We start from the raw sequence: 26327 nt of genomic DNA on the forward strand, positions 1-26327 counted from the left end.
GTTAAAATTGGGTGCAAAAGTAATCATTATATTTAAATAAACAACTCTTTTTTACGTTTATTCGATGTAAAGTAAAAAATAAAGATCTACTTTAGTTTTTTTCCTAAAAAAATTAATATATTTACTACTGCTATCCTGATTTATATAAATTTAAATGTTATGAAACTAAATTGTGTTGTTGTAGATGATAGTTCTATACAGAGGACAATTATTGCTAAATTAGTCAATAATCACCCAGGTTTGCATTTAATTGGTGACTTTTCAAACGCAATCGAGGCGAAAAGCTGTATCTCCTTAAATAATATCGACTTAATATTTCTTGATATAGAAATGCCGGTTATAAATGGCTTTGATTTTTTGGACGGATTAAAAACTAAACCACAAATTATATTTATTACTTCTAAAGCAGAATATGCGTTAAAAGCTTTTGATTATGATGCTACCGATTATCTTCAGAAACCTATCGCAGTAGATCGATTCAATGCTTCTGTAAAAAGAGCAATTGATATGCATCTACTTAAAAAAGAAGTAAAAGAAGAAGAAGGCGAACATATTTTTATCAAAAGCAATCTGAAAAAACTTAAAATTTTTACAGCCAAAATCAAATGGATTGAAGCTTTTGGAGATTATGTAAGAGTTGTTACCGAAGATGATAGCAATTTGGTTCTTTCAACAATGAAATCTTTTGAAAACGACCTGTCTAAAGATAAATTTATCCGGGTACACAAGTCTTATATTATTAATATTGATAAAGTAGAACGTTTCAACAGTAAATTTGCCGAAATTGGAATTACCAAAATCCCATTAAGCCGAAACAAAAAAGAAGATTTGGTAAAAGCTCTATCTACATCTTCTTAATTAATAAAAATCGACGTTTACAGTAACTTTTATAGCTCTGTACTGAGCAACCGCTTCAAAACTATTCAACATCTTCTGAATAGTTTTTTTTGTGTTTGCTAAATGTAGTTCCTGAGGAATCTTAATTAATATCGTCCTGATATATTCATTTCTGATTCTGCTAATTGCCGGCTCTTCCGGTCCTAAAACTGGCATAGTCAGATTTTGACTCAAAACCTGATACAACCACATAGATCCTTCCTTTAGTTTATCAAAGTCCCGATGTTTTAAAGTTAACTTTATAATCCTGAAATAAGGAGGATATTTATAGATCATACGATCATACAATTGTTCTTTATACATACCCGCATAATTATGTGTAGTAACCTGCTGTATTGTATTATGATTTGGATTGTAGGTCTGAATCACAACTTTACCCTGTTTTTCTGATCTTCCTGCTCTCCCCGCAACTTGTGTCATCATTTGAAAACTACGCTCAAAAGCTCTAAAATCGGGATGATGCAGCATATTATCGGCATTCATGATACCTACCAAACTTACATTATCAAAGTCCAAGCCTTTAGCCAGCATTTGCGTTCCTACCAAAATATCTATTTCGCGGCCTTTAAACGAATCAATAATTTTTTCAAAACCATATTTCCCCCGCGTCGTATCCTGATCCATTCTTGCGGTTTTAGCATTTGGAAAAAGAGAAATTAATTCCTGTTCAATTTGTTCTGTTCCAAAACCTTTTGTTGTCAAATCTATACTCGAACAGCTATGGCAATGCGTTGGTTTTGCAATCGAATAACCACAATAATGGCAGCGTAATTGATTTTTATGTTTGTGAAAAGTCAAACTTACATCACACTGTTGACAATGCGGAACATGTCCACAAGTCATACATTCAAAAATAGGCGAATATCCTCTTCTGTTTTGAAATAAAATCACTTGTTCACCCAACGACAAAGCTTCAGCTATTTCTTCGATTAAAAGATCGCTAAAATGACCCGTCATTTTTTTCCTGAAGTGTTTGTCTTTTAAATCTACCAAAACAACTTCGGGCATTCGAACATTATTATAACGTTCTGTAAGCGTTACCAAACCATATTTTGCAGTTTGGGTATTAAAATAAGTTTCAATACTTGGCGTTGCAGATCCTAAAAGCACTTTTGCCTGATGAAAATTAGCCAGAACAATTGCTGCATCGCGCGCATGATAGCGAGGTGCGGGATCTGTTTGTTTAAAAGTCTGCTCATGTTCTTCATCGACAATCAATAAACCCAAATTAGCAAAAGGTAAAAACAAAGCCGACCTTGCTCCTATCACTATTTGCGCTTTTTCAGAGTTTTCAAGTGTTTGCTTCCAAACTTCTACCCTTTCGTTATTACTATATTTTGAATGAAAAACAGCCACTTTGTCTCCAAAATGAAGTCTTAAACGAGAAACCAACTGCGTTGTAAGTGCAATTTCAGGCAGCAAATAAAGAACTTGCCTACCGGTTGACAGATATTCTTCAATTAATTTGATGTAAATTTCTGTTTTACCACTTGATGTTACACCATGAAGCAGACAAACTTCTTTTTCCAGAAAATTATCTTTAATTGCTGTAAAAGCACCTTCCTGGGCATCGCTTAATTGCAACTCTTTTTCTGAAGCTTTTCCATCAAAAGAAATCCTGTCGTGTTGTAAAAGATACTCCTCAAAAATTTCTTTATCAATTAACGCTTTTACCACTGCAGAAGTAGATTTCGAAATCTCCACCAGTTTTTTTACTGTTATTGGTTTCTTCTCTGAAGCACGTAATTGAAAAAAAGCCAAAACAATTTCTTTTTGTTTATTGGCGCTTTTTAATATTTCAAGCAATTGTCCCAAACCTTCATCAGATTCGTATTTACTATGTAATTTTACATAGCGAATCAATTTTGGTTTGTAACTTTCTTTTATTTCTTCTTCTAAAACAATAATATCCCTGGCCATCATTTTTTGAAGAACCGGCAAAATATTTTTCTTATTTAAGATTGAAATAATCTCCTGAACTTTTAAAGAACTCTGTTGCTGCAAAGCTTCATAAACCAAAAATTCTTCGTCAGAAAGTTCGTTTTGATTTATAACAACATCTGTTTTATGCGAAATAATTGTTTCACTTTCAAGCAATAATCCGCTTGGAAAAGCGCCGCGATACACATCACCAATGCCGCACATATAATAATTTGCTACCCAAAGCCAGTGTTTAATCTGAACTTCAGTTGCAATAGGTTTTTCGTCTAAAATTTGATGAATTTCTTTGGCTTCATATAAAGTCGGAGCATTTTGATGCATATCAATTACCAATGCCGTATAGATTTTACTTTTACCAAAAGGTACCGCAACCCGCATTCCTTTTTTAATGAAATGGAATTCAGTCTCAGAAATACGATATGTAAAGGTTTTAGCTAAGGAAAGCGGTAGAACAACTTCGACAAAAAACATGTAAATATTTATGGAATTAGAAAATTATTTTTTAGCCGAAGATTTCTGAGCAAGATACTCATCAACCAACTTCAAAGTGTGATTTAGCGATTCTGTATTTGTCCAGTCTTCATGACCCGGAATAATATAGATTGGATTTTTAAACTTCGTTTTTACTTTTTCGATTGATTTTTTCCATTCTTTTACATCAGAATCAGCCAGATAACCCAGATCTTTTGCATCTGCACTTTTTATAAAACACGCTCCGTAAAGTACTTTTTCTTTATCAAACCAAACCACAATATTATCTGGTGCGTGACCTTTTCCTGGGTAATAAACTTCAAAAGTATGGTTTCCAACAGTAAATATTGTATCGTTTGGAACTATAAATTCAGCTCTTTTCTCGTTATTCTTTTTAAGAATATTATCTGTCAATTTACCGGAATAAGTCTTTACTCCTTTTTGCCTGTAAAAATCCAAACCTCCCGCTCTGTCATCATGAGAATGCGTTGCAAAACACATCACAACTTCTTTATTATGTTTCGCTTTAATAGTATCTAATAAAGGTTGAAATTGTGATTTATCCCACGGCGCATCAAACAGCACAACTCCTTTATCTGTAACAAGATACATGGCATTGGCAGAAATCATCGTACCGTTATAATCATGAAAGCTCTTATAAACATAAAAGTCACCTGTAAGATGACTTATTTGTAATGGCGAATTCTTAGATTGTCCAAAACTGTTTGACAGCGCAACCAAGAATAAAATTACTGATGCTAATTTTCGCATTTTAATTACAAAATTAATTTTTTACTCTTGTCCAGTATTGTGTTCTTCCCATAATAGAAATTCCAACATAACCACGAAGTTTTAGTTTATCAGCAGATTCAAGTTCGATATAACATTTGTATTTTTTTCCGTTTGTAGGATCCAGAATTGTCCCTCCGCTATATTCAGAACCATCTTTTTTAAGCCCGTTAATGATCACCATTCCTAAAATAGGTTTGTTTTTATCTGCTCCCTCACATTTGACACATATATCTTTTTTATGGTCGGCACGAAGTATATCCGATACTTTACCATAAATTTTTCCCGATTTTTCGTAAATCTCTACTATTGACTTAGCTTCTCCAGTCGCATCATCAATTGTTTTCCATTTTCCAATCACACTTTGGCCTTGAATTGTGCCTAAGGTTAGAAAACACAATCCAATTGTTAACATCCAATTTTTCATATTATTTATTTTTTTTTTGTTTTAATTTTCTGATAGTAGCATTCAATTCAAACCCTAAAAGCAGAATCATACAGTTTATCCAAATATAAAACATTAGAATTAATAATGTGCCAATAGAACCATAAAGTTCGTTGTATTTTGAGAATTTTATAACCCAAATCCCAAAAAAGAACGAAGATATAACAATTAAGACCGTTGTAAAAACTGACCCAATACTAATAAAAGGCACTTTATTGTATTGTCTTGTTCCGTAACGCAATAATATTGAAGACGTTACCAAAATCATTACCAAAACAAACGCATATCGCCCTAAAATAATCAGTGGAATGTTATCACTTAACACATCCTGAATAATTGTTTTTTGAATAAATACCTCAAAAACAACAATTGTGGCCACGGTTACAAATAATATAATAGTCATTACAAGTGAAATTGCCAATGCGACTAAATATTGACTAAAAAAACCACGTTTATCAAAGACATGTTTAGACGATTCAAAACCACTCAAAATTCCGTTTACACCATTTGCCATTAAAAAAATAGAAAGTAAAAATCCTGACGATAATAAACCGGAATGACTATTATTTAAAATATCACTGATAATTTTATTAATAGCATCATAGGTATTTGGCGGAACACTCTGCTGCACGAATAACAGAAAATCTGCCTGAAAATTATCAATTGGAATAAAGGGAATTAAGTTTAAAATAAACAATGCAAAAGGAAACAGAGCCATAAAAAAGCTAAACGAAACGGCACTCGCATGATACGAAAATGCACCTTCAAGAATACCTAAAGTGTACATTTCGAGCAAATCGTATAACGAAAAGCCTTCTAACCAGGGTAGTTTTATCTGCTTTAAAAGCCGTACTACAGAACGTAATACAGGAACTTTTTCAATCCGCGCTTCTATCTCTTGAGACATTTTTTTTGATTTTAGATTGCAGAGTTTAGATTTTAGATTTTTTCAATAACAAAACTCATAACTTATAACTCACAACTCCTAACTTAAAATGCCTTAAGGCTCAAATCCATATTATAAACAGAATGCGTTAATGCTCCCGAAGAGATATAATTTACGCCACATAATGCATATTCACGAATCGTTTTTTCATTGATATTTCCCGAAGATTCTGTTTGGCATTTAGTACCAATTAAAGTTACGGCTGTTTTAGTATCTTCATAATTAAAATTGTCAATCAGAATTCTGTGAACACCGTCGCTTAATAAAATCTCACGAATTTCATCCAAATTTCTTGCCTCAACAATAATTTTAAGGTCTAAATTATGAGCCTTCAAATACTCTTTTGTTTTTTTAATTGCAAGCGTAATTCCGCCCGCAAAATCAATATGATTATCTTTTAGCATAACCATATCATAAAGCGCAAAACGATGGTTTTCTCCACCTCCAATTTTTACTGCCCATTTTTCTGCAACCCTAAAATTTGGCGTCGTTTTACGTGTATCTAATATTTTTGCGCCGGTACCTTCTAAAAGTTTTGCGTACTGACTTGTTTTTGTGGCAATTGCAGACATACGCTGCATGGTATTCAAAACCACTCTTTCAGATTTTAAAATCGACTGAGAACTTCCTGAAACTTCAAAAACCACATCTCCATATTCTACATGCGTTCCATCTTCAATAAAAGTCTTCACTTTTAATTTTGGATCTACAAATTCAAAAATCATTTTAGCAATTGCAACGCCGGCAATAATTCCCTGATCTTTTACTAATAATTTAGCCTGACCATGGGCAGTTTCAGGAATACAGGCCAATGAGCTATAATCTCCCGTGCCTACATCTTCGCGAATTGCGTTGCTAATTAATAATTGTAATTCCGTTTGAAATTGTATATCGCTAATCATTTTTATTAATTTTTATAAGATGCTAAAGTAGAACATATTTTGTGGATTTGAAAATTCCATTATTGCGAATTAATTTTTTAACAGAAAAATACTGCTTTTTTTTCACCATTAAGATATAAAGAAAATTAAGGCTATGGTTGTTAATCAACTTAATATCTTAATGGTTCAAAAAACTAATTGTTTCAAAACAAAAAACATTAAATATCTTTGAAATTCATTCAAACAAAATCATGGCATTAATTAAAGATATTTACTCCGTTACTTTTTACGAAAAATTTGGTCAGACCGTCGCCGAAGTACATTCAACATTCGATAAACAAAAATTCATCGAAACCATTTATAAGGGCGATTTTGCCCAAAAGGAATGGAAAGAACGCATGAAACACACCACAGTTGTTTTACATCAGTTTATGCCACAAAATTTCCCGGAAGCGGTTTCTCTAATTGATAAAATCATTGAAAATTTAAAGAAAAATAATTTTACCGACGGAAATCTGGCGTTCATCTTTTTTGCTGATTATATAGAAACTTACGGTTTAGACGACTTTAAAACTTCGGCGAAAGCCTTTGTATCTATCACACAATTTATAAGCTGCGAATTTGCCGTTCGCCCTTTTATTTTAAAATACCAGGAAAAGATGATAGACGAAATGGTCAAATGGTCCCTTCATAAAAATCATCATGTGCGACGTTTGGCGAGCGAAGGAAGCCGGCCAAGATTGCCGTGGGCAATGGCGATTCCGTTTTTGAAAAAAGATCCAACTTCTATTTTACCAATTTTAGAAAACCTGAAAAATGATCCGTCAGAATATGTCCGCCGAAGTGTTGCCAATAACTTAAATGATATTGTAAAAGATAATCCTGAAATTGTATTAGAAATTGCTTCAAAGTGGCGCGGCATTAGCAAAGAAACCGACGCGATTATCAAACATGGCTGCAGGACTTTATTAAAACAAGGTCATCCGAAAATCCTGAGTCATTACGGTTTAGAAAGCACCAATATTGAACTTTCTAATTTTGAAATTAAAACGCCCGTCGTAAAAGTTGGAGATTTTTTACAGTTTCAATTTCACTTAAATAATAAAAATAATGAAGACAAAATTATTCGTTTGGAATATGCCGTTCATTATAAAAAATCAAAAGGACATTTGGCTAAGAAAGTCTTTAAAATCAGTGAGAAAATCTACCAGCCAAATCAATTAACCAAAATTGAAAGAAAACAATCCTTTAAATTGATTACAACTCGTGTTTTTCATACAGGAATGCATCAATTGTCTATTATTATTAATGGAACCGAAAGTGAGGCTTTGGAATTTGAATTGATAGATTAATTTCAATTAGTTAATCTTATTCCAGCGGAGTATAATATTCATAGAAATCCATAACATTTAGCAAAAGCTCCAGCGGAGTATAATATTTATAGAAATCCATAACATTTTACCAAAAAGCTCCAGCGGAGCGATATCAAACTACGGTTATTTCACCCCGATGGGGTTTAATATAACTTGTCATTATTTTTTCTATAAATATTTCGTCCCTCCGAGACTTTTCAAGGATAAATCAAAATTTAATAAACTCCTAAAAACTTAATAAATGATTTTCCTTACTTTTATAATTCAAAAACAAGTTTCTTAATCTAAATTAAGTTGCAGATTGTGACTACAACTGTAATTTTGCTTTCAACTAAAACAAATACCATGTCAAATATCAGTTTAATTATCGAAGAACGTTCTGCCAGTATTGGCAATTTTATGGTAGGCAGATTATTGCCCTTCCGCGAAAAAAGAGCCGTTGGGCCATTTGTATTTATTGATCATATGGGTCCGGCACATTTAAGTGATCATGAAAATATGGATGTTCCTCCACATCCGCACATTGGACTTTCTACATTGACATTTTTATTTGAAGGAAGCATTATGCACCGCGACAGTTTAGGGACAGAATTAGAAATAAAACCGGGCGCGGTAAACTGGATGACAGCCGGAAAAGGAATCGTACATTCTGAAAGAACGCCGGAATATTTAAGACATTCGGATAAAATGCTCCACGGTTTACAAATTTGGGTTGCATTACCAAAAGAATTAGAACAAATGGAACCGAATTTTGCCCATATAGAAGCCGATGATATTCCGAGTTGGGATGAAGATGGCGTTTCATATAAATTAATTGCCGGAGAAGCCTTTGGGAAAAAATCGCCAGTTCCGGTTTATAGTCCGTTATATTTTATTGAAATTAAAAGTACTCAGGCTAAAAAGATAAATATTGGCAAAGATTTATTTGGCGAAAGCGGCTTGTATATTTTGGAAGGAAGCATTAAAAGCGGAGATCATGTCTATGAGCCAAAACAAATTTTAATTACAAACGAAAGCACTTTATGTGAGTTTGAATTAGCAGAAAATAGTACTGTTTATATTTTTGGCGGAACACCATTTCCCGAAGAGCATTTTATCTTTTGGAATTTTGTTTCTTCGGATAAAAACCTGATCGAAAAAGCCAAACAAGACTGGAGAGAACAAACTTTTCCAAAAGTTCCGGGCGAAACCGAATTTGTGCCTTTACCAGAACCTAAAATCAAATAATATATGGATACTATATCAGCACAAATTGATACGCGTTTGTACCGAACGGAAGTCACATCTGCCAGTGGAAATATTTTAATTTCTGATGAACCTCAAATATTAGGCGGTAAAAATTTAGGTTTAAATCCAACAGAACTTTTGGCAGCCTCATTGGCTTCGTGCACCGTGATTACTTTGCGAATGTACATTAATCGTAAAGAATGGAATGTTTCTGAAATAAATGTAAAAATTGATTTTGAAAGAGATTCTGAGCGAAATGTATCCTTATTTACCCGAAAAATCGAAGTGATTGGCGAAGTCGACCAAACACAAAGACAAAGGTTGGAAACAATAGCAAATAGTTGCCCAATTCATAAAACACTCACACATTCAATCGAAATTAAAACCACATTAATATAATTACCATGGAAATTCAACAAATTAACGATACAAGAAGAGGTTATTTTGAAGCTGTAGAAGACGGAAAAGAAGCCGGAAAAATGACATATACCTGGGCTGGAGATTCAAAATTCATCATCGATCATACAGAAGTAAGTGAAGATTTTAGTGGAAAAGGTGTTGGTAAAAAACTACTTATGGCTACTGTGGATTATGCCAGAGCCAATAATTTAAAAATTATTCCGCTTTGTCCTTTTGCGAAAAGTGTTTTTGATAAAGTTGAGGAAATTCGTGATGTGCTTTTTTCTTGAGGTACTAAGTTACAAAGGTACAAAGGTTCAGAGGTTTTTCTAACGAATATTATCGTAGAGACGCACAGCAGTGCGTCTTTTTTTGTTTATAGACAATTGTTGATTTTTTCGTCCAAAAATGGTGTAAAACTTTGCGCCCTTTGCGAAAAACCTTTGCGATCTCTGCGGTTAAATTCGCAACGTTAAATCACATCCCAAAATCATTTTTTTTTAATCTCCTCAAAAACTCGTATATTTGCATGTAATTTAAACTTAGAGTATGTCAAGGATAATTACACTTTTCTTTTTTTTCATAGCAGAAATCGGCTTTTCTCAATCGGCTGAAAATTATTTAGAAAAAATCAGAAATAACGAAGCTCTCTTAACAGCTTTTTTTCAACAAATGCCTAAAGGCGGCGATTTACACCATCATTTTTCGGGATCAGTTTATGCAGAACCTCTTTTGGAAAGAGCTATTGCAGAAGATTTTTATCTGAATTTAGAAACAATGGCAGCTTCCAAAACAAAACCTTCACAAGGAAACTGGCAAACTTTTTCTTCGCTTAAGAACCAGGGAAAACTTGAATTTTACGAACAACAAGTCATGCAAACCTGGTCGGTTAAAGATTATAACGGTTCTGTCCCTTCTGACGATCAGTTTTTTGATTCTTTTATGAAATTCGAACCTACCATACAAGGTCATTTTGCAGAAGGAATGCTCGAATTAAAAAAGCGTGCACTTTCTGAAAATGTAAGTTACATTGAAACACAATTGTCAACAATTCCGTGCGATATGAACGTTTCTGATTTATCTGATTTCAATACAAAACTGCCTCAGGCTTCGGCACAAAAAGACGAAAAAGCAGTTCTCAAAATTTTAGACGAATTGTATAAATCGATTCAGCAAAAAGATGCCAAAAAATACGCAACAGATTTCAACAATAATTTCATAGCAAAACTTCATAAAGACTTAAAAATTGATGACGATCGTTTTACAATGCGCTATCAAAATTTTGTGCTGCGTTTTATGGACCCTGTTGATTTGTTTAAAAATCTAACTATTGCATTTATCTCTGCAAACGAAAGCAAACTGGTTGCGGGCGTGAACATCGTTTCTCCGGAACATGGTGAAAATTCCATGAAAGATTATTGGCTTCATATGGTCATGTTCAAATATTGTCACGCTAAATTTCCCAATGTAAAATACACGCTTCATGCGGGCGAATTAACTTTAGGTTTGGTTTTACCAGAAGATTTAACCTGGCATATTAACGATGCAATTCATGTTGCGGGCGCAAACAGAATTGGGCACGGAGTTGATATTGCGTACGAAGCAAATTCTTATGATTTATTACGATATATGGCAAAAAACAACATTCCGATCGAGATTAATTTAGTGAGTAACGAATTCATTTTGAAAGTAAAAGAAAACAGACATCCGTTTACACTTTACAAAGAGTTTAATGTGCCAATTGTTATTAGTACCGACGATGCCGGAATTTTAAGAACCAATATGACGGAACAATATGTTTTATTGGCAAAAAGATATCAAGATGTTTCATACGCAACTATAAAACAATATGTTTACAACAGTATTAACTATAGTTTTATTCAGGATACATCGGTAAAAAAACAATTATTGAAGGATTTAGACTCAAGATTTAAAACTTTTGAAGATAAATTTTCTAAAAACTAAATAAAAAATCTGCTAAATCGGCATGAAAAAAATAAAATTATGATTCTAGAAGCCGCATTTCTTTTCGTAAAACCTGATTTAGCAAATCAATTTGAAATTGATTTTGCAAAAGCAAGTCAGTATATTTCATCAATTGATGGTTATTTAGGACATACTTTACAGAAATGTCTTGAAGTAGAAAATAAATATCTTTTATTGGTTGACTGGAATACACTCGAAGATCATACTGTAGGTTTTAGAACGTCTGAAGCGTATTTAGAATGGAAGAAGATTTTGCACAATTATTATGAACCGTTTCCAATTGTAGAGCATTTTGAAACTGTTTTTGAGAATAAAAAATAGGCGATAAATTGCCCACAGATTTTATGGATTGAACAGATCCACACAGATTTTTTCAATTTTTAATTTTTGGAAATTCGTGCAATTCGTGGCAAAAAAATAAAAATAAAAGATGAATATTAAACTTATCGCCATTGGCAAAACCGACAATAAATCGTTGCAGACTTTAATCGACGATTATACCAAACGTTTGTCTTTTTACATCAAATTTGATTTGGAGATTATTGCCGATATCAAAAACGTGAAAAATTTATCTGAAAGTCAGCAAAAAGAAAAAGAAGGCGAATTGATTCTATCAAAATTAACGCCAACTGATCAGTTGATTTTATTGGATGAAAACGGGAAAAACTTCTCTAGCGTTGGTTTTTCCGAAGAATTACAAAAGAAAATGAACTCAGGAATCAAAACTTTAGTTTTTGTAATTGGCGGTCCATATGGTTTTTCAGATACGGTTTACAGCAAAGCACAGGGAAAAATTTCGCTTTCGCTAATGACATTTTCGCATCAAATGGTTCGTTTGTTTTTTATCGAACAATTGTATCGCGGCTTTACCATTTTAAGGAATGAACCTTATCATCATCAATAGTTTTTTGTTTCAGGTTTTCCTTGTTTCAAGTTAGAAAATGAATTCTACCGGCAGTTTATCAAGATTGTATGACACATATTTTTGCAGTAAAATTTTATGTTGAATATATTCTTCATAACTCATGTTCTTATCAAATAAAAATACGACATCTGGCACTCTTTCAAACTTTATACTATAAAAACGTTGTAATATTTCTGATATTTTTATTTCCTTATTTCCCATCAAAACTTTCTTTTTTCCTTTTCTAAAACGAAATACAAAATTTTCTTTATTTAGTTTTTCCATTTTATAATACACTTTCGTGAAAGGCAAAAAGGCTAAATTTTTTCCAACAGAATCTGCATAGGAATAATAATTTTCGGCTTTTTCATTTTTGTGTGCTTTTTCTCCACGTTTCTTTTCCTGTAATTTTATTACTTCCGGAATTACCAATCTTAATGGTAAACGTTTATCAACATTAAAAATCCAGTTGGTTGAAATAATACTGTTTTTTCTGTTTAGGTCTGCAATTGTATCCTTCCCTTCTATTTTGAAAAAAATGTAAATTGGTGAAAGATCCTGAACGTCTTTTACAATTGTAATGTTAGATTTTGGAAGTAGTACATCTTCTTTTTTTCCGCAGGAGAAAAGGAAGAGAGCGATAATTACAATAAAGTATTTCATATTTTATTTATTTATTTTTTAAACACAAGCATGTGATTTCTCCTTCGCCGAAATGAAATAAAATGAGAATTAATTTTGTGCCTTAGCGCCTTTTGTGACAAATCTTTACTTCGGAAAAACAGCACTTTGATAAGCGCCCAAATCAGGAGGGGAAGTTCTCGTAACTCCAATAATATCCAACGGAATTATATACGCCTGATTCCCCTTCGCGAAAGCGGGAGAAGTATTGTCAATATTGAATTTGTTGAGATTAACATTATAAAACTTCGGATTTTCGTTTAAGATAATGTTGTTATAATGTTCCGTATCTGTCTTAAATTGATAATCTGGATTTGATGATGTACTGCTAAATTTTAACAGACAATTGTTTAATTGATATACAAAAGGTGCAGCAGTATTTTTGTTCAAATTAAATTCGCTGGTATTCGATCCATAAATAATACAATCATTGAAAGTCGCCTGAGTCAACGGATTCGTTTCTGGAGTTGCGCCCGCCAAACTGTTGCTTAAATTCACAGCAAAGTGCGAACTGCTTTGCCAATTATTGTAAAAAGTACAATGTGTAAAACTGTAATTTCCGCCATAAGCACAAGACAAACTCTCCAAACCGGAGTAATTGATAACAATATTTTCACCATTAAGATGAGCATTTTGAGCTAAAATTCCATATTCGGCACAATTGTAAATTTGAGTGTTTTTGATTTGAAAAGCGGTTTCATCCTGATTTTGAATTGATAAACCAATCGTTGCATTTTTCAATGTTAAGTGATTGATAGAATGATTGGTACTTTCTTTAGAAAAAATAACAGAACTCCATTGTCCGGGAACATCAGAATATTCAGGTTCCAGACGATCGCCTTCAAAAACAACTTCGTTTTCGAGTTTTTCGGTTGTAGAGACATCTCCGTTAATTTTAAGAGAAGCATTATTGTCTACAAAAAGTCCTGAATTGGCATGAAAATGAACTCGCGCTCCGGCTTCAAAAGTGACAGTTTTACTTTCCGGAACTCCTGCAAAGCCATAAATTACATAAGGTTTCTGATTGTTGAAAATCAACTCATTTCCGTTTACAGCATCATTTTCATCCAAATAAAAACCATCGACTGATTTTCCGTCAATCTCAATTTTTTCCTTAGTTCCGTCAGGATTTTGTTTCGGATAAAGAAAAACGGCATCCTGAATTAAAGTAACCAAAGCTACTTCCTGAAGATTTGAACCTCCATCAAATTGAATTTCATCTGTATATAAAAAATCTGTTGGATTGGCATCTGTAATATCTGCCGTTGTTTCTATAAAAATATACAAACTGTCTTTGGCTAAGAGAGTTATGTCATTGAAGATTTTGCCATTGTTTCCGTTCATTCCGTCAACAGTCATTCGGTATTTAGAATTCAATCCTTTTTTAAGCTGAATGGTCGGAATCGAAATATCATCTTTACTTTTGTTGTAAACTTTTAGCTGATAGGTACTCGAACCGATATTTTTAAAAACAGTATCTAAATAAATGGTATCTTTTGAAAACTTTAAATCTCCTGAACTGGCAACAGTATCAAAATCAGTTCGGCAGGAACTAAAAGCTAGGAGGAAACCGAAAATTAAGAGTGCAAAATAGTGACGCATTTAAATTCTTTTTCTGTAAAAATAACAAAAAACTTACATGTTTGAAGCTGATTTTAAATAATAGAATTGGATTTTCGAATTTGTAACTCATCTTTTCTTTAATTTTACGATTTTAAAGTCCATTTTAATGAATTATACCAGAGAACAAATATTAGAGCGCTGCAATCAGTTTACCAAAAACACCTTGATGGAGACGCTAAAAATCGAATATATTGATGCAGGCGAAGATTTTTTAGTAGCCAAAATGCCTGTAAATCCAAGTGTTCACCAACCAATGGGACTTTTACATGGCGGCGCTTCTGTTGCTTTGGCAGAGAGTGTTGGCAGCGCGGCCTCTTTTTTCTTTATTGATACAAAATTACAGGAAGTCCGCGGCATCGAAATTTCAGCCAATCACTTAAAAAGCATTCGCGAAGGCTGGGTTTTTGGTACTGCACGAATCATTCATAAAGGACGAAGTATTCATTTATGGGAAATTAAAATTACCGATGAAGAAGGGAATTTGATTTCACTTTGTAAATTGACTAATATGGTTTTAGATAAAAAGAATGTTTAATTAATATATAACCAAAAAAAGAATAATTAATGACGCAAAATTACTCAGCTCCAGTTTCTGCCAAGTTTAAAAAGAGGACCACAAATGCGATCCTTTCTGTTATCTTTTTTTTTATTGTTTATGTTGCTTTAATTCTTTCGGCAATTGGTATAACTATTTTTGCAGGTTATGGAGGTTTGATGATTATAGCTGCAAAACCTATGTTTTTAACTATAATGATTGGTGCAGGTTTATTATGCATGGGAGGACTTGTTTTGGTCTTTCTATTTAAATTTATGTTTGTAAAGCATACTGTTGATCGTTCTCATTTAATAGAAATAACTCGCGAAGAAGAACCTAAATTGTTTGCTTTTATTGCTGATATTGTGAGTGTTGTTAAAACCGATTTTCCTAAAAAAATTTATTTATCACCAGAAGTAAATGCTTCGGTTTTTTACGATTCCACTTTTTGGAGTATGTTTTTACCGATCAAAAAAAATCTTCAAATAGGCGTTGGATTAATTAACTCTGTTTCTGAAATCGAACTTAAAGCTATTTTGGCTCATGAATTCGGACATTTTTCGCAACGTAGTATGAAAGTGGGCAGTTATGTTTATAATGTAAATCAAATTATTCACAATATGCTTTATGACAATGATTCGTATAACTCTATTGCGCAAAGCTGGGGAAGTGTAAACGGTTACTTCGCTTTTTTTACAATAATTGCAGTGAAAATCGTAGAAGGAATTCAGTGGATATTAAGACAGGTTTACAGTGTAGTAAATATTAGTTATCACGCTTTATCCAGACAAATGGAATTTCATGCTGATGCCGTTGCGGCAGGAGTTACAGGATCAAAACCCTTAATTACATCGTTATTAAGATTAGATTTGGCTGATCATTCTTTTAATACAGTATTAAATTACTACGAGAAAAATATTCCGGATTCAATTAGTACAGAGAATATCTATTCGCAACAATCTTTTGTAATGAATTTTATAGCGGCGAAAAGTAAACTTGAAGTCGAAAATAATTTGCCGCAATTAACTTCCGATTTTTTTAATAGATATAATAAATCAAAACTGGTTATTGAGAATAAATGGGGAACACATCCAAGTATAGAAGACAGGGTAAAAGAATTAGAGAAGCTTAATTTAAAAACAACTGAAGAAAATACTTCATTGGCAATTGGATTGTTTAAAGATAGCAAACAATTACAAAATAAATTTACCAATAAATTGTTTTCTACAGTTACTTATTCTAATGATGTTATTTTTCATGAAAATGATAAATTTTTTGAAGAGTACGAAAAAGACTTTTTATCAAATTCATTTAATGATCTTTTTAATAGCTATTATGATGATAAAAATCCGGGTAATGTTGATTTTGATTCAATATTGCCTGATGTTTCAATTAAAAATGCAGAAGAATTATTCAGTAACTCAGCCGTAGATTTAGTGTATAATTCAATTTCTTTAGAAAAAGATATTAATACATTGAAACAAATTGTTGATGGAAACTATAAAATAAAATCATTTTCATATGACGGACACAAAGTTCCGGCTAAAAATGCAAAAGAATTAGTAAAAGAATTAGAAACGGAATTAAAAGAAATCAAAGATCAAATAGCTAAAAATGATATTGAGATTTATCTTTATTTCGTGAATTTGGCAAATCATCAAAATAAAAGAGAAGAATTTAAAAGTCTTTATGATGAGCTACAAAAAATGGACAAGGAATTTGATATTAATATTGATTTCTTTGTAAAAATGTTAAATGCATCTGAGTTTATGCATCATGTAAATACTTTTGAAGTCATTGAAAGAAAAATGAAATTGCTAAAAATAGAAGAAGACCAATTTAAGATTCAGATCGAGAAAATGTTGGAAAACAAAAGTTACAATAGTGCAATTACAATAGAAACAAAACAATTATTTGCAAAATATTTATCCGAAGATTGGGTTTACTTTAATAAAAACGAGTACCTAAATGAATGTTTAGAAATTTTGTCTAAAGCAATGAATAATTATCAAATGATTTTATCTAAATCTTTTTTTCAGAAGAAAAAAGATTTACTGGATTTTAAAATTCAGTTGATAAACTAATAACAGGATACTTTATGTATTTTGACAGAACAATTATATAAACATGAACGACTTTTTTTCTACAATCCGAAAACACCAGGAACAAAAATTACCCTTCGTAATTTATTCTAAACCCAATTCGTCGCTTCTTTTTGCCTTTTTACAGCAAGATGGTACTTTATATAAAGTAACAGATTACAGTGAAAAAGGATTTGTTTTTGCTTCTTTTGATGAAAAACAATTGATTTTAATTCCCGAAAAGCAATCCAAAATTATAAGTACGGAACAAAAGGAAATTAAATTTGATTTTAATGAAATTGATGATTTAAGCTTTGATCCTGAAGCTAAAACTCAGTACGAAGATTTAGTTGCAAAAGGAATCGGCGCCATTAAAAACGAAGAATTTAAAAAAGTAGTTTTATCCAGAAATGAGAAACTGGAATTGACCGATCTTGATTTTGTGATCACTTTTCAGCGTTTGATTCATTTGTATCCAACGACTTTTTCTTATTGCTTTTTTCATCCCCAAATTGGATTTTGGATGGGAGCAACACCAGAACAATTGTTAAAAGCAAATGGAAATGTTTTTGAAACCACAGCTCTTGCCGGAACTCAAAAAGCAAATCTGGAAGAAGAAATTCTTTGGCAGCAAAAAGAAAAAGACGAACAGCAATATGTTACCGATTTTATCGTAAAAAGATTACGTGAAGTAGCTTCATCAGTTGTTGTTACAGAACCTTACAGCATAAAAGCCGGATCGATCTGGCATATTAAAACCGATATTTCGGGAGTTTTAAATGATAATTCGACACTTGAAGAAGTTATCGATACATTGCATCCAACGCCAGCGGTTTGTGGCTTGCCAAAGAAAAAAGCAAAAGCATTTATTATTGAAAATGAAAACTATGACAGAACTTTTTACACCGGTTTTTTGGGAGAATTAAACAGCAGTTTTGCACATAAAACTGTAAGTTCTGATTTATTCGTAAATTTACGCAGTATGCAAATTCAGGAAAAAAGTGCCATTTTGTACATGGGATGCGGAATTACCAAAGAAAGTATTCCGGAGAAAGAATGGGAAGAAAGCGTCAATAAATCGATGACAATGAAAAGAGTTTTGAATATTAAAGGAAAGGGTTGTTAAAAAGTTTCAGGTTTCACGTTTCAAGTTGTTGAACGTGAAACTTGAAACGTGAAATAAAAAAAAAACAAAAAGATTATTTAGTTTTAAGCCGCAGTTTAGACTTGAAACTTGGAACCTGAAACAAAGAAAACAAAAAACAGAATGAAATTAGACATATTAGCCTTTGGCGCACATCCGGATGATGTAGAATTAGGCTGTGCAGGAACAATATTAAAAGAAGTTTCCCTTGGTAAAAAAGTTGGGATTATTGATTTAACACGCGGCGAACTAGGAACGCGCGGAACAGCCCAAACAAGAGACGAAGAAGCAAAAGCTGCGGCAAAAATTTTAGGTGTTTTAGTGCGTGAAAATTTAGAAATGCGCGACGGTTTTTTTGTAAATGATGAAAAGCACCAGCTTGAAGTTATTAAAATGATTCGTAAGTACAAACCAGAAATCGTTTTGTGCAATGCCGTTGACGATCGCCATATTGATCATGGAAAAGGAAGCAAACTAGTTTCTGACGCTTGCTTTTTATCCGGGTTAATGAAAATCGAAACCTCGATCGACGGAGAGAAACAAGAACACTGGAGACCCAAAGTGGTTTACCATTATATTCAGTGGAAAAACCTAGAACCCGATTTTGTTGTAGACATTACAGGTTTTGAAGAAAAAAAGGTAGAAGCAGTTATGGCTTATAAAACTCAGTTTTATGATCCAAATTCAAAAGAACCTGCAACGCCAATTACGAGTAAAAACTTTCTGGAAAGCCTAAATTATCGTGCGCAAGACTTAGGAAGGCTCGTTAACAAAGATTTTGCCGAAGGTTTTACTGTCGAAAGATGTTTGGCAGTCAACAGCTTAGAAGATTTGATGTAAAAAGTTGAATATTTTTTCAATTTTTTATTTGCGGAAGTAAACATTAGTTGTATATTTGCAACCGCTAAGCAAAATGGTGGTTGTAGCTCAGCTGGTTAGAGTAGCGGTTTGTGGTGCCGCGGGTCGCCGGTTCGAACCCGGTCAGCCACCCAGAAATTTAAAGCCTTGAAGAAATTCAAGGCTTTTTTTGTGGGATAAATTTAAATTTCAAAAATTCCAATTTTTTTAAATTCTAAAATTTCCAAAATTTCCAAAAAAACAAAATTTCAAATTCCAATATGAATATAGCCCGTGGTTTCAACCACGGGGACACACGGATTATGAATTATTGATTATGAATTATTGATTATGAAAATGGATGTGAGAATGTGTTGTGAAAATGTATTATGGAAATACATTGCGTTCCAATGGTTGAAACCATTGGCTATGTTTACAATGATGACGGAGAAGAAACAACAAATTTTAAATAACAATTTTGTTAATCCCATTCGAATACCACAATCTTATCATTTCGACGCAGAAATCTCAGTATTAGCTTCGTAACGAAAGTTCAATCTGATAGAGTTTCTCGCGGAGATTCCTCCTTCTTCGGAATGAACAAATCTATCGTTTAAATAGTATTCAATTTATTATACAAAGCCACACATTCCAACGCCTCTTTTACATCGTGAACACGCAAAATCTTAGCTCCTTTTGTCAATGCAATTGTATTCAGAACTGTCGTTCCATTGAGGGCATCTTCCGCTGTATTATTTAGCGTTTTATATATCATCGATTTTCTTGAAACTCCGGCTAAAACAGGCAATTCTAATACATTAAAAAGTCCCATTCTTTGCAGAACTTCATAATTCTGATCGGTTGTTTTGGCGAATCCGAAACCTGGATCTAAGATTAAATCATTAATTCCGAGATTTCTTGCTCGTTGCACTTTTTCAGAAAAATAGAAAAGCATTTCTTTTACAATATCATCATATTGTGTCAAAGTCTGCATCGTTTGCGGATTTCCACGCATATGCATCATAATATACGGAACATTATATTTTGCAATTACATCAAACATTTTGTCATCTAATCCGCCTGCGGCAATATCGTTTATAATCGCTGCGCCACTTTCTATACTCGCTTTTGCTACTTCGGCTCTAAAAGTATCAATTGACAATAATGTTTGTGGAAAATGCTTTAAAATCAACTCAATTGCAGGAACAATTCGGTCAATTTCTTCCTGTTCGGTAACAAATTCGGCGCTTGGTTTGCTCGAATAAGCACCAATATCAATAAACGTCGCTCCTTCAGAAAGCATTTTATCTACCTGCAATATTATTTCGTCTTCATCTTTATATTTTCCGCCATCAAAGAATGAATTTGGCGTCACATTCAAAATCCCCATTACTTTAGGAGTCGATAAATCTATAAGTTCGCCTTTGCAGTTAATAGCCATTTTTGTTGTTTTTTGTTTCAGGTTTCAAGTTTCAGGAATTTTGTTTCAGGTTTTTCTTGTTTCAGGTTTCAAGTTGCTCAGCTTGCGCAATCTACTTCAACCTGAAACCTGAAACTTGAAACTTTTTTCATAAACTCTTTAATTTTATCCTTATTTTTGAAGAAATTTTAGCAAATATACAGCAATAAATGAAGAATACTTCCCTTGAATTTGATAATGTAATTACGGTTTGCCGCACTTTATTTATCAATAAAATGAAAGATTATGGTAGTGCATGGCGCATTTTAAGATTGCCATCATTAACCGATCAGATATTCATAAAAGCACAAAGAATCAGAAGTTTACAGGAAAACGAAGTCCGTAAAGTTGATGAGGATGAAAAAGGAGAATTCATCGGAATCATTAATTATTCGATTATGGCCCTAATTCAGCTAGAATTGGGCGTCGTGGACCAGCCTGATCTTGATGTAGAAAAAGCAACCGCATTATACGATGCTAAAGTGAAGTTAACCAAAGAGTTAATGGAAGCCAAAAATCACGATTACGGCGAAGCATGGCGCGATATGAGAGTAAGTTCATTGACCGATTTGATTCTGCAAAAACTACTTCGCGTAAAGCAAATTGAAGATAACAAAGGAAAAACTTTAGTTTCTGAAGGCATCGACGCCAATTATCAGGATATGATTAATTATTCTGTTTTTGCCCTCATTCTTGATCCGTTAAAATAATATTTTCAGCCACGAATTTCACAAATTCACACAAATTAATTCGTTCTCATTTGTGAAATTCGTGGCAAAAAAACACAAAACATGAAAAACATCATTACTCAATTCTCCCGATTATTTGTCGGTGTATTATTTATCATTTCCGGATTAATTAAACTCAATGATCCGGTTGGTTTCTCTTATAAATTGGCCGAATATTTTAGTGAACCGGTTTTTAACATGCCATTTTTGGAGCCTTTAGCTTTAGGTTTGGCGATATTTTTAGTGATTTTAGAAGTAGTTTTGGGCGTAATGCTATTGGTAGGTTACAAATCAAAACTTACGATCTGGGCTTTATTGCTTTTAATTGTTTTCTTCACATTCCTTACCTTCTACTCCGCATATTTTGATGTAGTTAAAGATTGTGGATGTTTTGGAGATGCTTTACACTTAACTCCTTGGCAATCGTTTACAAAAGATATTGTTTTACTTTTCTTTATTCTGATTTTATTCATCAATAAAAAGCTGGTAAAACGTTTGTTCTCAAAGACAGTTACAAATATTATTACGCTAATTGCTATCGTATTATGTGTTGTTATGGCTGTTTGGGTTTTAAACCATAATCCAATAAAAGATTTCCGTCCGTTTAAAGTAGGCAGCAACATCGAGAAAGGAATGGAAATTCCGGAAGGAGCTCCTAAATCTGTAGTTGAAATGATTTTTATCTACAAAGTAAACGGCGTTGACAAAGAATTTACAGAGAAAGATTTAATGAATATTCCTGAAGGTGCCACTTTTGTTGACAGAAAAGACAAAGTAATTACAGAAGGTTATGTTCCGCCAATTCATGATTTTTCGATGACAAAAGACGATTCTGATTATAAAGAAGAATTGCTAAAAGAACCAAAATTATTGATTTTTGTAACCTACGATTTAGCTTTATCAAATCCTGAAGGAATGAAAAAGTTAGAAGACGTAAATAAAGCAGCAAAAGCAAAAGGATATAAAGTTATCGCGATGACTGCTTCCGGAACTGATGAAATTGCAAAAGCCAAAAAACAATATGGCTTAAATGTTGACTTTTATTTCTGTGATGCTACAACTTTAAAAACAATCGAAAGAGCAAATCCTAGTATTGTGGTTTTACAAAAAGGAACTGTGATTCAGAAAGTTCATTATAATGATGTTGATGATTTGAAACTTTAAGACGCTAATAGGTCTTTAATAAAATATATAATTCAAAAAGCTACAATTTATTTTGTAGCTTTTTTTTTACTTATTTTTTATATTTTTGTAGATTCAAATTAAAATAATGAAACATTCAAATTATGAACTCTATAGAAATACTGAAACAACTATTTTTGAATTTAAGAGCCTTGGTCCCAATGGAGAAATAACAAAAATTATAATTTTTAACGCAACTCAATCTAAAGAAATTTATAATTTAGCATTCGGAGATTTGGTTTATAATGAAGTTCAGAAAAGATATACTTTAGATGATTCAATAATTACAGATAATGGAGACCGTGATATAATTTTAGCAACCGTTGCGAGGTCAGTCTATATTTTTACAGAAAAACATCCTGAGAAAATGGTCTTTTTTAAAGGTAGTACACTTGGGAGAACTCGTTTATACAGGAGAGCAATTTCAATTAATTTAGAAGAATTATCCGAAACTTTTACTATCTTTGGATCAATAAAAAATGAGTTTGGAAACGTTATTAGTGTACCTTTCAAATCAAGTGGTGATTTCTTTGGTTTTATTATAAAAAGAAAAGAATTATGAAAACTATAATAAAGAAAGTTTTAACTGAAAACAAGAATGTTTCTGTAAACTCTAAGGTAAAAATTGATAAAAAATTAGACAATTTAAAAATTATACAATCCAATAAACAAGAAGAAGTAAATAAGCTTACTTTTAATTTGAATTTATAATTTAATAACAGTATTTATACGAAAAAGTCCTTTTGTAAATTGGGCTTTTTTTTTATAATATAAACAATTATGTTTTATGAAATTACGAAAATTACTATTTCTTTTTTTAACAATTTTATCTGGTTTTACTGCTTTTAGCCAATCTCAAATTATAAATAAAGAGCAACGCTACATCTTCTTCTTTCATAATAAATTTGTCGAAGAAAACGATTTAAGTGTTGCCCATCCTGAATATGGAAAAGCAGAATATAACGAAATCTTAGCGTCATTTAGAAAAGATAATTTTATTGTTTTTAGCGAAATCAGAAAGAAAAACACTAATGCGTATGACTACGCTGAAAAAATAGTAAAACAAATTAAAAAGCTTCTTAAAAAAGGTATTTCTCCAAATAAAATTACAGTAATAGGGACTTCAAAAGGCGGTTATATTGCACAATATGTTTCGACTTTGTTAGCTAATCCCGATGTAAACTTTGTTTTTATAGGCTGTTTTATGGACACCGATATTGAACAAATTCCGGATATTAATTTCTGCGGAAATATCCTAACCATTTATGAAGAATCAGATATTTATGGCGTAGACGCTACTAAACGAAAAGAAAGTTCAAAACTAAAAATAAATCATTTCAAACAAATCGAATTACACACCAATCTAAAACATGGTTTTTTATATAAGGCTTTAGATGAATGGATTACTCCAAGTAAAAAATGGGCAAATGGTGATTATGAATTGAATTAAAAACAAAATATAATAAACCCTATAACTAATTAACCAAATCACTTTTATGAAACAATTAATTAAACTATCTATTTTATTTCTATTAATTGCTACTTTTGGATGTGACGCAGACGGTAATCACGTTGATTGCACAACTCCTCCAGAACGCTTTATCTTTGAATTTATCGATAAAGATACAGGTAAAAATTTATTTGCTATCGGAGATTTTGATGCGACAAAACCTGTAACTATAGTTGATTTGACTACAGGTAAAGTGATACAAACTTTATACATGAAAAGCGATAATTTATATCGTATTGTTATTGATTCTATTGGCTGGCAAACCGGAGTATTTAATTACTCTATAAATTATGATGGGAAAAGTATCTTAGAATTACATGTGTCGGCTGAGAGAGTAAGTGAAGACCATTGTAATTTTACCAGAATCAAATCTGTAGAATTTAATAAAACCGGGATTGAACTTGATAAAACTACAGGAGTTTATAAAATTTATTTTACACAAGCAAAATAAAAAATCATTTTAAGAATTATAAAGAGCATAAATCATATGCTCTTTTTTTATGCTTTCGAATTACCAAAAAAAAACAAAATCGGAACGTTTTTTGAAGTTTTTCATCGTAGTAAAAACTCAAAAAAGTATTTTACCATTTTTATTTTCTTTGTTCAACGTTCAAAAAAAATTAAAAACTGACTTTTTCAAACGAACTATTACGATTTCATTCCTGATTTTTTAACCGAAATTTCCCGTTTTGTGATAAAATAAACGACTCTTCAAATTTTGTTAATCTCCATTTGGCATTCGATTTGTTTGTTTAACTTTGTTCGGAACCATAATTTATGAAATTGCTCTGATTTGAATTTGCAGATTCATTTCCTGAAAAGCAATTTAAAGTACATTACAAATATTATTTTAATATGAAACAAATAGCTTTTGTTGTTATTGCATTTATTACTTTTTCATGCTCACAAGCTCAGAAAACAAGTTTTTCAAAAGAGGCTTTGTCTGAAAAATTATTAACCCTTGATGGAGGTCAGACTTCTTTCAAGAACATTCTTAAAAAATACAAAGGAAAAACTTTGGTTATCGAAGTTTGGGCTTCCTGGTGTGGTGATTGCGTAAAAGCAATGCCTAAATTAAAAGAACTTCAGGCGAATAATCCTGATGTTTCTTATTTATTCCTTTCTGCAGATAAAACAGCTGACAAATGGAAAGCCGGAATTGAAAAACACGAATTAAAAGGCGATCATTTTATGATGAACGATGGCATGAAAGGTGTTTTTGGAAAAGCAATTGATTTAGACTGGATTCCAAGATACATTATTGTTGACAAAACAGGCAAAATTGTATTGTACCGCGCCATAGAAACTGATTTTGATAAAATCAATGAAACTTTAAAAGGTTTAAAATAAAATATGAATGGCAATGGCAATGACAAAATTCAATGTCACGGCTGAATTCAATTTAATACAGAAATAAAAAACAAAAAAAAGAATAATAAAAACTACCAAAATGAGAAAAAAGATTGTTGCAGGAAACTGGAAAATGCATAAAAACGCAGGACAAACTGAAGAATTATTAAGTGAATTAATTACAAAAATACCAGCACAAACAACTGCGCAAGTAATTGTTGCTCCAACATTTGTAAATTTACAAGCTGCTGCTGCTAAAGTAAAAAACACTACTATTGGTGTTGCTGCACAAAACGTTCACCAGGCTGAAGGCGGAGCTTTTACAGGAGAAATTTCTGCAGACATGCTAACTAGTATCGGTGTAAACACTGTAATCCTTGGTCACTCTGAGCGTCGTGCTATTTTTCACGAAACAGATGCTTTGATCGCAAGCAAAGTTGATACAGCTTTGAAACATGATATGACTGTAATTTTCTGTTTTGGTGAAGAACTAAAAGATCGTCAATCTGGAAATCACTTCAACATTGTTGAAAACCAATTGCGTGACGGAATTTTCCATATTGCAAAAGAATCATGGTCTAAAGTTGTTTTAGCTTATGAGCCAGTTTGGGCAATTGGAACCGGAGAAACTGCTTCTCCTGAACAAGCTCAGGAAATGCACGAATTTATCAGAGAAACAATCCGTAAAGCTTTTGGAGCTGATATCGCTGATGGAGTTTCTATTTTATATGGTGGTTCTGTAAAACCGGATAATGCTAAAGAAATCTTTGGTAAACCAGACGTAGATGGTGGTTTAATTGGAGGTGCTGCCTTAAAAGCTGATGATTTCCTAGCTATCGTAACTGCTATCTAATTTTAGATTTTAGATTTTAGATTTTAGATTTTAGATTTTAGATTTTAGATTTTAGATTTTAGATTTTAGATTTTAGATTTTAGAT

General features: G+C 32.3%; 28 protein-coding genes and 1 tRNA gene. 21 read left to right on the forward strand and 8 right to left on the reverse strand.

Features of this window, described 5'->3' with window-relative positions; all coding sequences use genetic code 11:
* Positions 1–159: 159 nt before the first annotated feature.
* The gene (locus SD960_RS11005; RefSeq protein ID WP_042564338.1) at positions 160–858 is read left to right on the forward strand and encodes a LytR/AlgR family response regulator transcription factor; all 699 of its coding nucleotides are present in this window, start codon (positions 160–162) and stop codon (positions 856–858) included.
* Here SD960_RS11005 and priA read toward each other — a convergent pair whose 3' ends face one another.
* From priA to nadC, 5 genes are all read right to left on the reverse strand, one after another.
* Complete coding sequence (gene priA / locus SD960_RS11010; RefSeq protein ID WP_318803014.1) at positions 859–3309, reverse strand: primosomal protein N'; 2451 nt, start codon at positions 3307–3309, stop codon at positions 859–861.
* Between the two features lie 24 nt (positions 3310–3333).
* Positions 3334–4080: a subclass B1 metallo-beta-lactamase gene (bla-B1-FLAV, locus tag SD960_RS11015; protein ID WP_318803017.1), complete on the reverse strand. Its 747-nt coding sequence runs from the start codon at positions 4078–4080 to the stop codon at positions 3334–3336.
* A gap of 13 nt (positions 4081–4093) precedes the next feature.
* Positions 4094–4525: a DUF2147 domain-containing protein gene (locus SD960_RS11020; protein WP_318803020.1), complete on the reverse strand. Its 432-nt coding sequence runs from the start codon at positions 4523–4525 to the stop codon at positions 4094–4096.
* Between the two features lies 1 nt (position 4526).
* Complete coding sequence (locus SD960_RS11025) at positions 4527–5450, reverse strand: YihY/virulence factor BrkB family protein (protein WP_042564333.1); 924 nt, start codon at positions 5448–5450, stop codon at positions 4527–4529.
* A gap of 83 nt (positions 5451–5533) precedes the next feature.
* The gene (nadC, locus tag SD960_RS11030; protein WP_318803026.1) at positions 5534–6391 is read right to left on the reverse strand and encodes a carboxylating nicotinate-nucleotide diphosphorylase; all 858 of its coding nucleotides are present in this window, start codon (positions 6389–6391) and stop codon (positions 5534–5536) included.
* 230 nt (positions 6392–6621) lie between these two features.
* Here nadC and SD960_RS11035 point away from each other — a divergent pair, with 230 nt between their 5' ends.
* The 7 genes from SD960_RS11035 to rlmH all read left to right on the forward strand — a co-directional run bounded on the left by SD960_RS11035 (position 6622) and on the right by rlmH (position 12259).
* Complete coding sequence (locus SD960_RS11035) at positions 6622–7722, forward strand: DNA alkylation repair protein (RefSeq protein WP_318803030.1); 1101 nt, start codon at positions 6622–6624, stop codon at positions 7720–7722.
* Between the two features lie 366 nt (positions 7723–8088).
* Positions 8089–8970, forward strand: coding sequence for a pirin family protein (locus SD960_RS11040; protein WP_318803033.1), 882 nt, complete (start codon positions 8089–8091; stop codon positions 8968–8970).
* Positions 8971–8973: 3 nt separating this feature from the next.
* Positions 8974–9369: an OsmC family protein gene (locus SD960_RS11045; protein WP_318803035.1), complete on the forward strand. Its 396-nt coding sequence runs from the start codon at positions 8974–8976 to the stop codon at positions 9367–9369.
* Between the two features lie 5 nt (positions 9370–9374).
* The gene (locus SD960_RS11050; protein ID WP_318803037.1) at positions 9375–9659 is read left to right on the forward strand and encodes a GNAT family N-acetyltransferase; all 285 of its coding nucleotides are present in this window, start codon (positions 9375–9377) and stop codon (positions 9657–9659) included.
* A gap of 259 nt (positions 9660–9918) precedes the next feature.
* Entirely contained in the window at positions 9919–11334 is a 1416-nt protein-coding gene (locus tag SD960_RS11055) for an adenosine deaminase (RefSeq protein WP_318803040.1), read from the forward strand.
* A gap of 39 nt (positions 11335–11373) precedes the next feature.
* Entirely contained in the window at positions 11374–11676 is a 303-nt protein-coding gene (locus SD960_RS11060) for an antibiotic biosynthesis monooxygenase (RefSeq protein WP_318803043.1), read from the forward strand.
* Between the two features lie 109 nt (positions 11677–11785).
* The gene (gene rlmH / locus SD960_RS11065) at positions 11786–12259 is read left to right on the forward strand and encodes a 23S rRNA (pseudouridine(1915)-N(3))-methyltransferase RlmH (protein WP_318803046.1); all 474 of its coding nucleotides are present in this window, start codon (positions 11786–11788) and stop codon (positions 12257–12259) included.
* Between the two features lie 30 nt (positions 12260–12289).
* Here rlmH and SD960_RS11070 read toward each other — a convergent pair whose 3' ends face one another.
* Positions 12290–12922 carry a hypothetical protein gene (locus tag SD960_RS11070; protein WP_318803049.1) on the reverse strand — a complete coding sequence of 211 codons (633 nt, stop codon included), beginning with the start codon at positions 12920–12922 and terminating at the stop codon, positions 12290–12292.
* Between the two features lie 105 nt (positions 12923–13027).
* Entirely contained in the window at positions 13028–14542 is a 1515-nt protein-coding gene (locus SD960_RS11075; RefSeq protein WP_318803052.1) for a hypothetical protein, read from the reverse strand.
* Positions 14543–14669: 127 nt separating this feature from the next.
* Between SD960_RS11075 and SD960_RS11080 the strand changes: the two genes are divergently transcribed.
* From SD960_RS11080 to SD960_RS11100, 5 genes are all read left to right on the forward strand, one after another.
* A complete protein-coding gene (locus tag SD960_RS11080) occupies positions 14670–15098 on the forward strand; it encodes a PaaI family thioesterase (protein ID WP_318803054.1) in 429 nt (142 codons plus the stop codon).
* Between the two features lie 29 nt (positions 15099–15127).
* On the forward strand, positions 15128–17182 hold the full coding sequence (locus SD960_RS11085) for a M48 family metalloprotease (protein WP_318803056.1): 2055 nt from the start codon (positions 15128–15130) through the stop codon (positions 17180–17182).
* A gap of 43 nt (positions 17183–17225) precedes the next feature.
* Entirely contained in the window at positions 17226–18305 is a 1080-nt protein-coding gene (locus tag SD960_RS11090) for a chorismate-binding protein (protein WP_318803057.1), read from the forward strand.
* 141 nt (positions 18306–18446) lie between these two features.
* Complete coding sequence (gene bshB1 / locus SD960_RS11095) at positions 18447–19163, forward strand: bacillithiol biosynthesis deacetylase BshB1 (RefSeq protein ID WP_318803058.1); 717 nt, start codon at positions 18447–18449, stop codon at positions 19161–19163.
* 76 nt (positions 19164–19239) lie between these two features.
* Positions 19240–19313: transfer RNA gene (locus SD960_RS11100), tRNA-His, on the forward strand.
* Positions 19314–19773: 460 nt separating this feature from the next.
* Here SD960_RS11100 and folP read toward each other — a convergent pair.
* Positions 19774–20601, reverse strand: a complete 828-nt coding sequence (gene folP, locus SD960_RS11105; protein ID WP_318803060.1) for a dihydropteroate synthase — start codon at positions 20599–20601, stop codon at positions 19774–19776.
* Between the two features lie 188 nt (positions 20602–20789).
* Between folP and SD960_RS11110 the strand changes: the two genes are divergently transcribed.
* The 8 genes from SD960_RS11110 (at position 20790) to tpiA (ending at position 26242) form a co-directional block, all read left to right on the forward strand.
* A complete protein-coding gene (locus SD960_RS11110; protein WP_318803063.1) occupies positions 20790–21329 on the forward strand; it encodes a DUF1599 domain-containing protein in 540 nt (179 codons plus the stop codon).
* Between the two features lie 81 nt (positions 21330–21410).
* On the forward strand, positions 21411–22511 hold the full coding sequence (locus tag SD960_RS11115; RefSeq protein ID WP_318803064.1) for a BT_3928 family protein: 1101 nt from the start codon (positions 21411–21413) through the stop codon (positions 22509–22511).
* Positions 22512–22617: 106 nt separating this feature from the next.
* Positions 22618–23091: a DUF6934 family protein gene (locus tag SD960_RS11120; protein WP_318803066.1), complete on the forward strand. Its 474-nt coding sequence runs from the start codon at positions 22618–22620 to the stop codon at positions 23089–23091.
* Positions 23088–23240 carry a hypothetical protein gene (locus SD960_RS11125; RefSeq protein WP_318803069.1) on the forward strand — a complete coding sequence of 51 codons (153 nt, stop codon included), beginning with the start codon at positions 23088–23090 and terminating at the stop codon, positions 23238–23240. Before SD960_RS11120 ends, SD960_RS11125 begins: the two co-directional genes overlap by 4 nt.
* 76 nt (positions 23241–23316) lie before the next feature.
* Positions 23317–23979, forward strand: a complete 663-nt coding sequence (locus SD960_RS11130) for a dienelactone hydrolase family protein (RefSeq protein WP_318803071.1) — start codon at positions 23317–23319, stop codon at positions 23977–23979.
* A gap of 46 nt (positions 23980–24025) precedes the next feature.
* Positions 24026–24490: a hypothetical protein gene (locus SD960_RS11135; protein WP_318803072.1), complete on the forward strand. Its 465-nt coding sequence runs from the start codon at positions 24026–24028 to the stop codon at positions 24488–24490.
* Positions 24491–24894: 404 nt separating this feature from the next.
* Positions 24895–25389, forward strand: a complete 495-nt coding sequence (locus SD960_RS11140) for a TlpA disulfide reductase family protein (RefSeq protein ID WP_318803073.1) — start codon at positions 24895–24897, stop codon at positions 25387–25389.
* A 100-nt stretch (positions 25390–25489) separates the two neighbouring features.
* Positions 25490–26242 carry a triose-phosphate isomerase gene (gene tpiA, locus SD960_RS11145; protein WP_318803074.1) on the forward strand — a complete coding sequence of 251 codons (753 nt, stop codon included), beginning with the start codon at positions 25490–25492 and terminating at the stop codon, positions 26240–26242.
* Positions 26243–26327 lie beyond the last annotated feature (85 nt).

Origin of the sequence: Flavobacterium sp. MMLR14_040 (assembly GCF_033657265.1) — a bacterium.
GTDB lineage: Bacteria > Bacteroidota > Bacteroidia > Flavobacteriales > Flavobacteriaceae > Flavobacterium.